Source organism: Paenibacillus sp. OV219 (genome assembly GCF_900110075.1).
GTDB lineage: Bacteria > Bacillota > Bacilli > Paenibacillales > Paenibacillaceae > Paenibacillus_Z.
Genome location: NZ_FOCJ01000004.1, coordinates 49,729 through 63,461 on the forward strand (window position 1 = coordinate 49,729; position 13,733 = coordinate 63,461).

Annotated in this window: 12 protein-coding genes; 1 reads left to right on the top strand and 11 read right to left on the bottom strand. The window is 53.2% G+C overall.

The window, feature by feature from the left end; translation table 11 throughout:
* Positions 1-77 precede the first annotated feature (77 nt).
* A complete protein-coding gene (locus BMY11_RS12065) occupies positions 78-1,280 on the top strand; it encodes an outer membrane protein assembly factor BamB family protein (RefSeq protein ID WP_177182607.1) in 1,203 nt (400 codons plus the stop codon).
* Between the two features lie 70 nt (positions 1,281-1,350).
* Here BMY11_RS12065 and BMY11_RS12070 read toward each other — a convergent pair whose 3' ends face one another.
* From BMY11_RS12070 to BMY11_RS12120, 11 genes are all read right to left on the bottom strand, one after another.
* Positions 1,351-2,805 (bottom strand): leucyl aminopeptidase family protein, encoded by a 1,455-nt coding sequence (locus BMY11_RS12070; RefSeq protein ID WP_090575861.1) that lies wholly within the window; start codon positions 2,803-2,805, stop codon positions 1,351-1,353.
* A gap of 32 nt (positions 2,806-2,837) precedes the next feature.
* On the bottom strand, positions 2,838-3,560 hold the full coding sequence (locus BMY11_RS12075; protein WP_090575863.1) for a glycerophosphodiester phosphodiesterase: 723 nt from the start codon (positions 3,558-3,560) through the stop codon (positions 2,838-2,840).
* A gap of 44 nt (positions 3,561-3,604) precedes the next feature.
* Entirely contained in the window at positions 3,605-4,615 is a 1,011-nt protein-coding gene (locus BMY11_RS12080; RefSeq protein ID WP_090576710.1) for a LacI family DNA-binding transcriptional regulator, read from the bottom strand.
* A 37-nt stretch (positions 4,616-4,652) separates the two neighbouring features.
* On the bottom strand, positions 4,653-5,471 hold the full coding sequence (gene iolB / locus BMY11_RS12085; RefSeq protein ID WP_090575865.1) for a 5-deoxy-glucuronate isomerase: 819 nt from the start codon (positions 5,469-5,471) through the stop codon (positions 4,653-4,655).
* A 24-nt stretch (positions 5,472-5,495) separates the two neighbouring features.
* Entirely contained in the window at positions 5,496-6,539 is a 1,044-nt protein-coding gene (iolG, locus tag BMY11_RS12090; RefSeq protein ID WP_090575868.1) for an inositol 2-dehydrogenase, read from the bottom strand.
* A gap of 28 nt (positions 6,540-6,567) precedes the next feature.
* Positions 6,568-8,031: a CoA-acylating methylmalonate-semialdehyde dehydrogenase gene (locus tag BMY11_RS12095; protein ID WP_090575871.1), complete on the bottom strand. Its 1,464-nt coding sequence runs from the start codon at positions 8,029-8,031 to the stop codon at positions 6,568-6,570.
* A 26-nt stretch (positions 8,032-8,057) separates the two neighbouring features.
* Positions 8,058-9,071 (bottom strand): 5-dehydro-2-deoxygluconokinase, encoded by a 1,014-nt coding sequence (gene iolC, locus BMY11_RS12100; protein ID WP_090575874.1) that lies wholly within the window; start codon positions 9,069-9,071, stop codon positions 8,058-8,060.
* Between the two features lie 3 nt (positions 9,072-9,074).
* A complete protein-coding gene (iolE, locus tag BMY11_RS12105) occupies positions 9,075-9,980 on the bottom strand; it encodes a myo-inosose-2 dehydratase (RefSeq protein ID WP_090575877.1) in 906 nt (301 codons plus the stop codon).
* A 17-nt stretch (positions 9,981-9,997) separates the two neighbouring features.
* Positions 9,998-11,863 carry a 3D-(3,5/4)-trihydroxycyclohexane-1,2-dione acylhydrolase (decyclizing) gene (iolD, locus tag BMY11_RS12110; protein ID WP_090575879.1) on the bottom strand — a complete coding sequence of 622 codons (1,866 nt, stop codon included), beginning with the start codon at positions 11,861-11,863 and terminating at the stop codon, positions 9,998-10,000.
* Between the two features lie 204 nt (positions 11,864-12,067).
* Positions 12,068-12,283 (bottom strand): hypothetical protein, encoded by a 216-nt coding sequence (locus BMY11_RS12115; RefSeq protein WP_090575882.1) that lies wholly within the window; start codon positions 12,281-12,283, stop codon positions 12,068-12,070.
* Positions 12,284-12,915: 632 nt separating this feature from the next.
* Positions 12,916-13,719 carry a glycosyltransferase family 2 protein gene (locus BMY11_RS12120; protein ID WP_090575885.1) on the bottom strand — a complete coding sequence of 268 codons (804 nt, stop codon included), beginning with the start codon at positions 13,717-13,719 and terminating at the stop codon, positions 12,916-12,918.
* Positions 13,720-13,733: the final 14 nt, after the last annotated feature.

Consider the following 13,733-nt stretch of genomic DNA (forward strand, 5'->3'; position numbering starts at 1 on the left):
GGTGTTTCTTTATGCACTATTTTGCAGCATCTTCCAATATATATGGAGCACAGGCAAGTTATGAAAGGAGGAGCTATGTGATTCCGAAACGTAGAAGGTGGCTGCTCGTTTGGTCGCTCTGCATCTGCGCGCTTATTTGGATGCCAATGACAGCAGATGCATTCACGCCTATTAAGCTTAAACCTGGCATCCCTGTTAAACCGATTCGCCTCATTCCATTCGGTGAGCAGCTTTGGTCCAAACAAGTTGGCCAAGGGAATGAGACAGCACCTGCCATTGGACCGGACGGTACCGTCTATATGCATGTCGTTCTAGGCTTCCTTGTCGCCTATAACCCGGATGGTACGGTCAAATGGACGCAAAGCGGTTTTTCATATATTACGTCCATTACGGTTAGACCTGATGATGGTACGGTGTATGTGACCGACGACTATAAGCTGTACGCCTATACGCCTGCCCGCAGCCTGAAGTGGAGCATCTCGCTCCCTTACTCGACACCGCCTTTGCTTGGCAGAGACGGCACGATTTACGTCGTTACGAATCTGGGAGAGCGATCAACGCTGCAGGCAGTCACGCCTTCGGGGAAAATCAAAGGGCATTTGGACCTCGATCAGACGAGTTCTACAGTAGGAGGCGCAATCGGAACGGACGGCACGATCTATCTCGGCGGGAATCATGGTACGCTGTATGCCGTGTCACCGCAAACCACAGTTACCATCACCGTTCCGTCAATTGGACATCTTCCGGCAAAAATCATAACAAGGCTTACGCCGATTCCACATCTAAAGTGGAAGACAATTCTAGGGGGCGGCTATGCGAGCCTGGCATTCGATCCGAACGGGACGCTCTATGCCGTTTCAAACGATCATCATCTCTATAAAGTAAACCCTTCAACCGGGGCGGCGGCCGTGTTGTTTACCGGAAACGGGATGTTCACCAATACGCCGGCCATTGGAGCCGATCATACGATCTATGCAGCTGCCTCAGACCGCTTTTATGCGCTAAATCCGAACGGCGCGGTCAAATGGTCCTATCAAACGCACGGAACCGTTACGACTTCAGCGACACTTGACGCGATGGGCAAGGTCTACTTTGGTTCGAATGACAACTACCTGTATGTTCTTTATACGGATGGAACTGTGCTCTGGAAATACAAGACAGGCGGCACGATCCTTCATACGCCTGTTATCGATCCGGTGCGGCCTGTTGATTGGCAGCCGATTTATATCGTATCTGACGACGGCAAGCTGTATGCCGTGAGGGCTCCGGGCTCTGCCTAGCTGCTTGCTTTAACAAGAAGTCCCCACGGGATTGTTCCCGTGGGGACTTCTTGTTAAGCTCTATATTAGCTTAGTGCGTCATCAAATACTCGGCTAATAGCCGGACACCCCAGCCGGTAGCTCCGGCGGTAAGCTGACCCTTGGCCGAAGAACAATCCTTCGGTCCGTTCATATCGATATGCGCCCATTCCAGCGACGGATGGACGAATTTGCGCAGAAACAGCGCCGCCATGATCGCTCCACCGCCATTGCCGCTGCTGATGTTGGATGCATCCGCATAATCGCTCGAGAGATATCGCTCATACTCATCGACCAGCGGCAGCTGCCACACTTTTTCACCAAATGGCTCGCCTGCAGCCGTAAGTGCCTTCACAAACGAATCATGACCGAAGATTCCCGCAACGCTTGTTCCAAGAGCGCCGACGACCGAATACGTGAGTGTCGCCATATCGACGACTTTCTTTGCCCCTAGACTATGCGCATAGACTAGAGCGTCCGCCAATATAAGCCTGCCCTCCGAGTCGGTATTGCCAACCTGGATCGTAACGCCATTCGCATAACGGATCACTTCGCCTGGAAGCATCGAGCGGTCAGATGGATTATTCTCTGCTGACGGGACGAGCACAACGACATTCGCTGCAGCGGAGCTGCGTACGAGCACATCAAGTGCTCCGAGCACGCCAGCAGCGCCAGCCATATCCATGCGCATGTCGCTAATATCGTTATCGCGCTTCAAGCTGATGCCGCCCGTATCAAAAGTGATGCCTTTGCCAATTAGCGCAACAAGCGGCTTCGACGCATCGGAGCAATACCGAAGCTCCATGAATACCGGCGGATGAATGCTTCCTTTGCCGACCGCCGCAACGCCAGTGAAGCCTCTCTTCCTAAGCTCCTCGCCTTCGTATATCGATACTTGAACGGCTGTGCCGGCAAAGCGCTGAACCGTTCTTTCCGCCAAGTCGCGAGGTCGTAAATAGTTGGGAGGTTCGTTCGTCAAGTCGCGTGCCCACATCGTGCTTTCCGCGCGAATCTGTCCGAGACTAATCGCATCCTCGAGCTCTTCCGAGCTCTCGCAATCGAAATAGATGTCGAGATCTAACCGTTCCGATTTCACGGACTTATAAAGATCGAATGTATATGTACCCAGACGCGAGCCTTCGACCCAAGCTGCAAGCATATCAGGCAGCAAGGCAGGCATTGCAGCGAAAGGCGGACATTGCAGCGCTTCAAACGATACAAGAGCCGTCATCCGCTTGTCCTTAAGCAAGGCGCGTCCGGCATTCCCAGCTCCGTCCCGCAAGCTCGCTAGTTGGAATTGCTCTGCACCACCAAGCCCGACAAGCATCAGATCTGGCTGACCATTCGTACTGTAAAACCACGTCACCGCTCCTCTTTCCCCCATGTAGGGTTGAAGCGTTGCATGCCGCAGCACCTCGATCGTTTGCGCCAGCTCCGGGAAGCTTTGCGAGAAGCATGGCACAATAATAGTCTGAACCGCCGCGCTGCGGCTAACTTCGAATTTCATCGCACGATCCCTCCATAGCAACTCTTCCATAACTAGAGCTCAAGAATATCTTTACAAAGATTATGAAGCCGCTCTGGTCTCCGGGTTGTAATCGCGTCCACATCCATACGAATCAGCGCTTCCATCGCTTCAAGCTCATTCACCGTATACACCCATACGAGCAGTCCAGATGCATGAGCGAGGTCTACAACCTGCCGTCTGCACGTCGAGAAATGCATGTTTAATCCTACGTAGCCACCTTGAAGCGCTTGCTGGCATATTCGCTCAGCGAATTCATCATACTGCTCTGATTCTGCCTCAGTCAGGTTGGTGGGCGTATTCAGCATCACTTTTATAGTCGGAAAATGCTCTGCGAGCAAATCGTGTCCTGTAATAAATACCCGGCTTTGTGCTTCCCGTTCGCGCACGAGCCTTACTGTAGGCTCGATCGCCTCTTCTGACTTGATGTCCAGGTTGAGTAGTAGACGTTCACTATCCGATGCACGAAGCACCTGCTCAAGCGTAGCCAGCTCAAAGTCCGCATAGATCGGGTCTAGCAGTACTCTCATTTCCGGTTCCTTCAGCTGCTCATAGCTGTATTCCCGCAAGTATGGCGAGTCATCGTGAAGCAGAATTGCGGTACCGTCCATAGAGGCATGCACGTCCACCTCGGCGATATGAGCGCCGACTGCTATCGCTTCATAAAAGGAAGCCATTGTATTATCAGGATGAACGCCGCAGCCTGTATGGGCTGCTATCAATGTTCTGCACATCATATCGCCTCTTTTCGCGGGAAAAGGATTCGGCCGTCTAACGTAAGTTAGATCGGCCGTCCTGTTGATTGCCTGACGATAAGCTCTGGCTCCAGCACGATCCGCTTCGATGTAACCGGCTGATCAGGCTCACGCTTGCCGATGATTAGATCGACAGCAAGCTGACCAAGCTTGTCGGTTGGCTGAGCAATTGTCGTCAGCGCAGGATCGGTTACCGTAGCAAGTATCGTATTGTCAAAGCCGATGATTGAAACTTCAGCTGGTACGCGAAGACCTAGCTCCTTTGCCGCTTGCAGCGCACCGATGGCGAGCAAGTCATTGCAGCAGAACAAGGCGGTTGGCCCTTCCTCGGCTTCCAGCAGCGCGAATGCATTGCGTTTGCCGTCCTTCACCAAATCGCGTTCACTCGCCTTCACTGACGCCTGGGGCAGCTCTAGTCCCGCTTCTGCCAGTTCATCGCGGAAGCCGCGAATCCGCTCCTGCGAGCTCGGGATCTTCGCGCTCTCCGAGAGAACCGCCATGCGCGTGTGCCCAAGCTGGGTGAGATGCCTGGCCGCCAGCCGTCCGCCTTCGTAATCGTCGATGACAACCGTATCGACATCAAGCCCGGGCATCTCACGGGCAATTGCGGCAATCGGCACTGATTTGGCGAGCAGCTTCTCAAGCATTTCTTTGCCGCCCATACCCGTTCCAATAATGATGCCGTCCACGTGCTTCTGCGCAAGCAGCGACAAGTAATTCTCACCGCGTTCATCACGGTTATCCGTACTGCAGATCACGATGCTATAGCCGTGAATGTTGCCCTGATCCTCCACGGCACGAGCAATCTCGGCGAAGAAAGGATTGGAAATGTCCGGAACGAGCAGTCCGAGTGTATATGTCTTTTTGCCGGTTAATGCGGCGGCGATAACGCTCGGCTTGTAGCTCAGCTCCTCCATTACGCTGATAATGGCGGCGCGACGCTCCTCACTTATTTTACCTTTGCCGTTGATCACTTGTGATACTGCTGCTATGGAAACACCGGCAACACGCGCTACGTCGTATATCGTCGCTTTCATCATCCATTCCTTTCTTGGCCGTGTCTCTCACAGAGCTTTACTTCAAGCTCGGATTGACCATGATCCATGCATGATCCGGGTCGTTATGGAACTTCCATGTACGAACCGGACCGGCCATTACATTCAAATAATAACAATCATATCCTGGCGGTGCGCACACCGGATGAAAGCCCTCGGGAACGAGGACCGCTTGACCGTCCTTCACGACGAGCGTCTCATCGAGCGACCTGTCATCGGTGTATACACGCTGAATGGCAAAGCCATTTTCTTGTTCGATCTTGAAATAATACGTTTCTTCCAGCAACGATTCATCCGGCAGCGCATTGCGATCATGCTTATGCGGCGGATAGCTCGACCAATGCCCATTAGGTGTGAACACCTCTACGACAAGAAGGCTATCGGCTGACTGCTGTTCAGGCAAAATATTATGAATTTGCCGCTCAATATTGCCGTATCCGCGCGTTTCGCGGCCTACGTCCTCCGGCCCAATGAGCCGTGCTTCATAACTCCCGCTGCCCGGCGCTGTGCAAATCGCAGCTTCAAGCACGGTTAACGCTACGAGCTCGAACTCATCCTCATTCGGAACGTACACCGAATAAGGCGGCGTGCGCTCGAATACGCTCATTCGGCTGCCGATGTCGCGCCATTCCTTCGCTTTCGTCTTCACATCCGCTTTGCCGCTTAACAGCACAATGCATGCTTCTTGGTCTCCTGTAGTGCGCCGAAGCGATTGCCCAGCCTCAAGGCGAACAACCTCAAAGCCTACATACTGCCATCCCGCCGACTCTGGCGTTATAGCGAGCAAGCGTCCGTGCTCATCCGGCAGCTCCGCCGGTTTAACGATTAGTTTCGACATATTCGCCTTTGCTCCCTTACTCCATTATGCGAAATGCAAATGCTGTTCTGCAAGCTGAACCGCTTCATCCGTTTTAACTGGCCGCTGAAGCTGAAGCGACAGCTTCGCCGCAAGCGCTGCCCGCTCCGCCCCGAGTGCGTCATTACCGCTGACCGGAACTGGCTTGTCATATACGATGCAGTCGATAAACATACGCGTCTCTTCTTCATAAGCAGCTTGGTAGCGTTCCAGGAAGAAGTGAAGCGGCTTATCGCGATACACCGCTTCAGCCGTGCTAATCTCTGCGGTATTCGGGTAATCGTTCGTCACCGAAACCGAGCCTTTGGAGCCGAACACCTCTACCCGCTGATCGTAGCCGTACACGGCTTGGCGGCTGTTATCAATGACGCCAATCGCGCCGTTCGCGAATTTCAGCGAAACGACTGCCGTATCGACATCGCCGTATTCGGAGAATGCCGGATCAATTAGCACGGCGCCTTGTGCATAGACCTCAGTAATTTCGCTGCCCGAAACGAAGCGAGCCATATCGAAATCGTGAATCATCATGTCCATGAACATGCCGCCGGACACGCGGATATAGTCTTTATGCGGCGGATTCGGATCGCGTGAAGTGATCTTCACAATATGCGTGGAGCCAATCGTCCCACCTTGAACATGCTCGGCAATCCGCTTGAAGTTGTGGTCGAATCGGCGGTTAAACCCGATTTGCAGCTTAACTCCCGCTTCTTCAACTGCTTGTGTCGCTTCCATTGTCTGCTTGATGTCCATACTGACAGGCTTCTCGCAGAAAATATGCTTACCTGCCGCCGCCGCTTGCTGAATAAGCGGTACATGCGTATCGGTGGAAGAGCAGATGAAGATTGCATCAATATCCGGGTTTGCAATAATCGCGCTGCTATCCTTCGTTACAGAAGCGATTCCACGCGCAGCCGCCCATGCTTCGAGCTCCGGTCCAGCGAACAGATCACTTACCGCCGCCACCTCGACCTGCGGCAGGCGGAGCAGATTATCCACATGGATTTTGCCGATTCGGCCCGCACCGATAATGCCAACTCTAACCTTTTGCATGTGTAAAATGCCTCCTCTATGTGTCTCTCTACCAGCGTGCCGTCACCATTTTTTTACGAGTGTAGAACTCTACGCCGTCGCTGCCATTGGCATGCAGATCGCCGTAGAACGACTTCTTCCAGCCCGAGAACGGGAAGAACGCCATTGGAGCCGGAACGCCAAGATTAACGCCAAGCATACCCGCGTCGATCGTCTCTCTGAATTGACGTACATTCGAACCGTTCTGCGTAAACAAGCATGCGCCGTTAGCGAAGTCCGAACGGTTAGACAGCTCAATCGCTTCCTCAAGCGTTGCCGCACGAACGATGGATAACACGGGAGCGAAGATTTCGTCCTCCCAAATTTTCATGCCGCCTTGCACTTCGTCGAAGATTGTCGGTCCTACAAAATAACCCTCGCCTGCGCAAGCAGCGTCTTTGCGTCCGTCACGAACGAGCAGCGCCCCTTCGTTCTCACCGATCTCGATGTACTTGAGCGTCCGTTCCTTATGCGGTCCGCGAATAACAGGTCCAAGGAATATGCCTTCCTCCATGCCGTTGCCGATCGTAAGGCGGTCAGCCGCTTCGACCAGTCTGTTCACAAGAGCATCGCCGACTTCGCCGACAGCGACAACGACGGAGCAAGCCATGCAGCGCTCTCCAGCTGAGCCGAAGGCAGCGCTTATGATTTCTTTCACGGTCAGATCCAGGTCCGCGTCTGGCATGACGATGGAATGATTCTTCGCTCCTGCCAGCGCTTGAACGCGCTTGCCATTTGCAGATGCGGTTTTGTACACGTATTCAGCTACCGGCTGCGAACCGACGAAGGACACAGCGCCGATACCTGGATGCTCCAATATTCCGTTCACGACATCATGCGCACCATGCACGATATTGAGCACGCCGCTTGGCAGTCCGGCCTCGTGGAACAGCTCTGCCAGACGATTAGCGAGGAGCGGTGTACGCTCGGATGGCTTCAGTACAAAAGCGTTACCACAAGCTATGGCGAGCGGGAACATCCAGCAAGGCACCATCATCGGGAAATTGAACGGCGTAATGCCTGCTACGACACCAACCGGATAGCGGTACATGCCCGACTCTAGATTCGAGGCGATATCCGGCAGCTGCTTGCCCATCATGAGCGTTGGCGCTCCTGCAGCGAACTCGACGCATTCAATGCCGCGCAGCACTTCACCGTAAGCTTCGGTGTAGCTCTTGCCATTCTCAAGCGTAACGAGGCGAGCGAGCGACTCCCAATTGTCGATCAGCAGCTGCTGGTATTTGAACAATACGCGTGCGCGGCGCGGAACCGGTGTGCGGCTCCAGCCTGCCGCCGCTTCCTTCGCAGAACGAACGGCAGCGTCTACATCCTCTCGTGTGGAGAGCGGAACCTGCGCCAGCACCTCCTCGGTTGCAGGATTAAAGACGTTCTCGTAGCTCGTAGCAGCGGAAGCGATCCATTGCCCGCCGATCCAATTTTGCAGCACTTGTGGTTCTGAATGTGATTGTGTCATGCTTCATAGCCCCTTTCCTTATTGAATTAATTCGCCTTAATGAGTCCATTGTTGCAGTCTTCGATATATTGCAGGACTTGGTTTTCCGAAGGCATCGCATCCGAGCAGCTGTGGCTCGAAATGACGATACATGCCGCCGCACTGCCAAACTCCATACATTGCTCGAGTGTCCAACCGTGCATAATGCCGTGCAGGAAGCCTGCCGCATAGGAATCGCCAGCGCCGAACGTCTTGATTACTTTTGCCGGGAAGCTCTTCGCGCGATGGCTCTTGTTGTCCGCTGTATAAGCAATGGAACCGTCCTTGCCATGCTTGATAATGACGATCTTGGCAGCATGATGGAACCATTTTGCAGCGGTCACCTGGTCGCTGTGCTCCGGATTCTGTTCGAATACTTCCATCATGTCGAACTCTTCTCTTGTGCCGAGAATAATATCGCATTGCGCTGCGGCCAAGTTATAATAAACAGCTGTTTCTTCTTTAGAAGTCCATGTATAAGGGCGGTAATCCAGATCAAAGGCGATCACAGTGCCATGCTTCTTCGCGTACTCCAAAGCCTGAAAAACAGCTTCTCTCGAAGGGCTCTTCGCAAGCGCCGTGCCTGAGATAAGAAGCATCTTCGACCTTGCAATAAGTTCTTCGCTCACCTCGCTAGCTGTAAGCAGCAGGTCAGCGGCGTTGTCACGATACATCAGAATGCTGCAGTCCGACGGACTCTTGATTTCGGTAAAAGCAAGCCCCGTTACCGCACCGCTGTGATCTGTAACAACATTCGACGTTTCAATGTCGCAGCGTTCCAAATAGCTATGAATGAAGCGCCCCATCTGATCATTCGCGATTTTGCCGATAAAGGCCGTCTTGCGAGAAAGCCGCGACATGCCAATCGTAATATTGGCAGGCGATCCGCCTACGTATTTCGTGAACGTCATCGTCTCTTCCATCGGACGATTGATCTCATTGGCATTAAGGTCGATGCAGAGCCGTCCGATTGCGGTAAAGTCAACCGATTTCTCCTGCGAAAAGGTTACATATGTCGCCATCGTTTACTGCTCTCCTTCCTCTGCAACGAGGGAATCGAGATAACGGAGCGCTTTTGCTGCATATTCATAGGCGGGGTGAAGCCCTGGATCCTGCTCGCCTTCAAGCAGCGCCCAGCCTTCATAATTACGTCCTACCAGCTCATTGATAATCGGAGCAAAATCAATGCAGCCATCGCCTGGAACCGTAAACACGCCTTTGCGGATACAAGTGATGAAGTCGGCTTTCTCAGCGCGAGCCTCTGCCAGCACCTCGGGGCGAATATCCTTCAAGTGCACGTAGGCAATACGGTCGTAGTGCTTCTGTAGAACGGACAGCGGGTTCGCGCCGCCGTAGTAGGCATGGCCTGTATCGAACAACAGATACACAAGGCTTGGATCGGTCAGCTCCATCAGCTTGTCGATCTCCTCTGGCCGCTCGACGACCGTTCCGCCATGATGATGATACGTAAGCTTCAGCCCGTATTCCTGCGCAATTGCGCCTGCAGCATTCAGCCCTTTCGCCAGCGCTTCCCACTGCTCCTCATTCAGACGCTGTACTTCGCTTGGCGATTGCCGCGGATCGAAGTGCAGCGAGCCTCCTGCCTCACAGGTGCTGATTACAGTGCTTCCCATTTCCTTAAGGAACTTGGCATGTGCTCTGTAAGCTTCAAGCTCCGTCTCATGATAAGCCGGATCAGAGAATAGCACGGACTTCCACTGTGACGTCAGGCTGATGCCGCGACTTGCAAGCTCTTGCTTCAATACTTGCTGATCTGTTGGGAATTTGCGTCCCATCTCCGTGCCGGTAAGCCCAAGCTTCTGGATTTCGTCCACGATTTGCTCGAACTTCGTTGCGTCGCCGTGCTCTTTCACATCCTCGCCCACCCAGTTAATGGGATGAATGCCGAGTCGAAATGGTATGTTTTTCATTGTGAATGCCTCCTCGTCTACAAAAGGGTAATGGACCGTATCTTCTCGTTCATTGCTTGACCTGCTTTAGTAACATTGTCGCTAGCCGAGACTTCTGGTACGCCGACGTTCCACCAGGACTCGTAGCCGCCAGTACCTGTGCCTGGCACGACTGGAATCTCAATCAGCGTCGATATTTTCTCCTGCTTGGCTTGCTGGAGCGCTTCTCTCAATTCCTCTACATTATTAGCTTTGTAAGATTTAGCTCCAAGTGCCCTAGCATGTGCGGCAAAATCAATCTGCATATACTCCCCTGTAAGTCGGCCCGTCTCTTCGGAACGGTAGCGGAACTCGTTGCCGAAGCCTGCGCTGCCTTGGCTCTTCTGCAAGCCGTGAATACATTGGAAGCCGTGATTGTCGAGCAGCAATACCGTAATTTTGCGACCTTCCTGCAAGCTTGTAACAAGCTCCGAATGCAGCATCAGATAGCCGCCGTCGCCGACAAGCGCATATACCTCTCGATCAGGCTCTGCGAGTGCGACGCCGAACGCGCCTGCGATCTCGTATCCCATACAGGAGAAGCCGTATTCCATGTGATATGTCTTCGGCTCAACCGGTCTCCATACCCGGTGCAAATCGCCTGGCATGCTGCCTGCTGCGCATACGATTACCGAGCTCGGGTCAATGGTTTCTTGAATGACACCGAGAGCGCGGGTTTGAGCGAGTCCGAGCTCGTGTTCAACCGCGAACAAGCGGTCGACCTCGCCATCCCACTCTCGTTTCAGCGCGGCAATCGCTTCTTCGCTGTAGCTGCTTGCGTAGTTTGAGTCTTCAAGTGCGGTATGAAGTGCGAGAAGCCCTTCCTTCGCATCGGCGGTAATTGCGACGCCGTTCAGCTTGGAGGAGTCAAAGCTACTAACGTTTATATTAATGAACTGGACATCTGGATTCGTGAAGGCTGATTTGGAAGCTGTTGTGAAGTCCGAGTATCTCGTACCAATACCGATAATGAGATCTGCTTCCTGCGCCAGCTTGTTGGCTGCGAGTGTTCCTGTTACCCCGACTCCGCCGACATTCAGCTGATGATTCCATGGCAGTACGCTTTTGCCTGCTTGCGTCTCAGACACTGGGATGTGATAGGCTTCTGCAAAAGCCGCCAACTCGCGCGTCGCTTCGGCATATAGCACGCCACCGCCTGCAACGATTAGGGGCTTCTTCTTCTGCGCCATTAGCGCTGCCGCGCGTTTGATTGCCTCCGGAGCCGGAGGACGGCGGTCGATATAATGAACTTTGCGCTCGAAGAAGGAGAGCGGATAGTCATAGGCTTCCGCCTGTACATCTTGAGGGAGTGCAAGTGTAACGGCTCCCGTCTCAGCCGGATCAGTAAGGACCCGCATCGCTTGAGCCGCCGCCGTTATGAGCTGCTCCGGTCTTACGATTCGATCCCAGTATTTGCTGATCGCCTTGAACGGCTCATTCGCCGAGATCGTGTAATCGCTTACAACTTCGAGCTGCTGGAGCACCGGATCCGGCTGTCTACTTGCGAAGTTGTCTCCTGGCAGCAGCAGTACCGGAATTCGATTCACAGTCGCAGTAGCTGCTGCTGTAATCATGTTCAGCGCACCGGGACCAATCGAAGAGGTACATGCATAGATCTGCTTGCGATTCTTCTGCTTGGCAAAAGCAGCTGCGGCATGAACCATCCCCTGCTCGTTCTTGCCTTGTACATAGACCAGCTCGCCTGCTGCATTTTCCAGCGCTTCGCCGAGTCCAGTCACATTGCCATGTCCGAAGATGCCCATGACACCTTTCACAAACTTAATTTCTTCACCGTCCACCGATATGTACTGCTGATCTAGAAACTTTAAAAGTGCCTGCGCCATCGTTAATCGAATCGTACTCATGAATGCTCTGTTCCTCCTATTATTTTATTAGGTTAAGCGCTTTACCTAATCCTAAAATAATAGCGCCAATCACAATTTGGAGTTGCAGATTAAGCGCTTAATCTCATCATACTTATTTTATCAGCGGTACTCAAGTACCTTCTGTAAAAAAATAATAGACCGTCCCCTATCATCTATATTGAATGATCGGGACAGTCTCTCCGGTTACCTCTTCACTTTAAACGCTGAGATGGACTCGTTCATCGTCTCCGCTGTATGCGCCAGCGACTGTGTCGCGCTAGCCGTTTCAACCGCCGATGCCGCTCCTTCTTCACTAGATGCTGCAATCGACTCAATCATCAGCTTAAATTCCGATGCGCCGGATTGCTGCGATACGCTTGCTTCCGCAATCTCATACACTTTATGCGACGTTTCGCCCACCTTCAGCTCGATGTCCTCGAACGCCCTCTGAGCGAGGTTTTTTCCGCTCTCACTTCGACTTTCTACTACTTTGGCACTCTGAGAGTGGTTTTACCGCTTTTCAGAGCACGGAATCATGTGAGTTGGTTAGTTTGTCGTGCTGGGAGTTGGATTTACCGCTTTTCGATGCTAATTTGGAGGAGGTTGGGGGCTTGAGAGTGGGTTTTCTCGCTGTTCAGTCTGTCAGGAAGCAGGGAGCGGACAATGAGCGGTTGCTGAGAGAGCATATGTGATCTCTCAGCTTCCTAATTCGCGGTTTTCTCCGCTGAGAGAACGGATTTGTGCTCTCGTGGGACGAACGGTCGGGATTTCCACGATTGCACAGGCTGAGAGAACATATGTGTGCTCTCAGCTCCCTAATTCGCGATATTCTCCGCTGAGAGAACGTATTTGTGCTCTCGTGGGACGAACGGTCGGGATTTCCACGATTGCACAGGCTGAGAGAGCATATGTGTGCTCTCAGCTTCCGCCACAACCACAACCACAACCACAACCACAACCACAACCACAACCACAACCACAACCACAACCACAACCACAACACAGCAAAGAAGCCGCGCATGAACACGAGCGGCTTCTTTGCATATTCCAAATCAGCCTCGCACCGACTTGCGAGGCCTGCCGTTTTGCGCTGCGCGGCCTGACTGCTTGCTGCGTGGGAGAAAGCCGAGCTCGCGCACGTAAGCGTGCCAGCGCTTCTCATAGAGCGCGAATGTCTCTTTCACTTCCTGTGCGATGGCGCCTTGATGGCGGATCGTCCCCATCGCGTCGTGCTTGCGGTATGCGCAGAGCGGCTCAGGAATGAGCAGGAACGGCGTCCCTGCGAGAAGGACCCGAAACCAGTAATCAAGGTCATGCGTATACCTGCGTCCCTCGTGGAACGGTCCCGTTCTGCGGTACAGCTGCTTCGTCATCATAACTGTGCATCCGTTAACCGGATTGCTGCTCAGAAACGCCCGGTAGAACTCCCCCAATTGCTTGCCAGGCGGGATCAGATCAAGCTCTTTCATCCGGCCCGTACCGTCGATGATGTCAAAGCCGCTGTGGCTGATCTGCGCTTGCTGGCGCTCCATCGCCTCGACTTGACGTTTGATTTTGTCCGGGTAGTATCGGTCGTCGGAGCTCAACCATGCGATATACTTGCCGCTCGCCAGCCGAAAGCCGTAGTTGAGCGCGCTAGCCGTACCGCCGTTCTCCTTACCCACATAGTGGATGCGGCCCTCGTATGGACTCAGCTTGTCGGCATGCACCGTGGAGCCATCGTCGATCACGAGAATTTCAATATTGGGGTAGGTTTGGGCCAGGGCGCTCTCCACCGCTTCAGTTACATAAGGGTCATTGTAAAAAGGAATAATGATTGACACTTTCGGCTTCGCGGACTCATTGATCCCTTCCATCGTTCACGCTTCCT

Excerpts from the sequence above, each read along its gene's own strand:
- iolG (WP_090575868.1), bottom strand. The coding sequence starts at position 6,539 with ATGCAAAAGGTTAGAGTTGGCATTATCGGTGCGGGCCGAATCGGCAAA.
- BMY11_RS12120 (WP_090575885.1), bottom strand. The coding sequence starts at position 13,719 with ATGGAAGGGATCAATGAGTCCGCGAAGCCGAAAGTGTCAATCATTATT.
- BMY11_RS12095 (WP_090575871.1), bottom strand. The coding sequence starts at position 8,031 with ATGACACAATCACATTCAGAACCACAAGTGCTGCAAAATTGGATCGGC.
- BMY11_RS12080 (WP_090576710.1), bottom strand. The coding sequence starts at position 4,615 with ATGAAAGCGACGATATACGACGTAGCGCGTGTTGCCGGTGTTTCCATA.
- iolE (WP_090575877.1), bottom strand. The coding sequence starts at position 9,980 with ATGAAAAACATACCATTTCGACTCGGCATTCATCCCATTAACTGGGTG.
- iolB (WP_090575865.1), bottom strand. The coding sequence starts at position 5,471 with ATGTCGAAACTAATCGTTAAACCGGCGGAGCTGCCGGATGAGCACGGA.
- BMY11_RS12075 (WP_090575863.1), bottom strand. The coding sequence starts at position 3,560 with ATGATGTGCAGAACATTGATAGCAGCCCATACAGGCTGCGGCGTTCAT.
- iolD (WP_090575879.1), bottom strand. The coding sequence starts at position 11,863 with ATGAGTACGATTCGATTAACGATGGCGCAGGCACTTTTAAAGTTTCTA.
- BMY11_RS12070 (WP_090575861.1), bottom strand. The coding sequence starts at position 2,805 with ATGAAATTCGAAGTTAGCCGCAGCGCGGCGGTTCAGACTATTATTGTG.
- iolC (WP_090575874.1), bottom strand. The coding sequence starts at position 9,071 with ATGGCGACATATGTAACCTTTTCGCAGGAGAAATCGGTTGACTTTACC.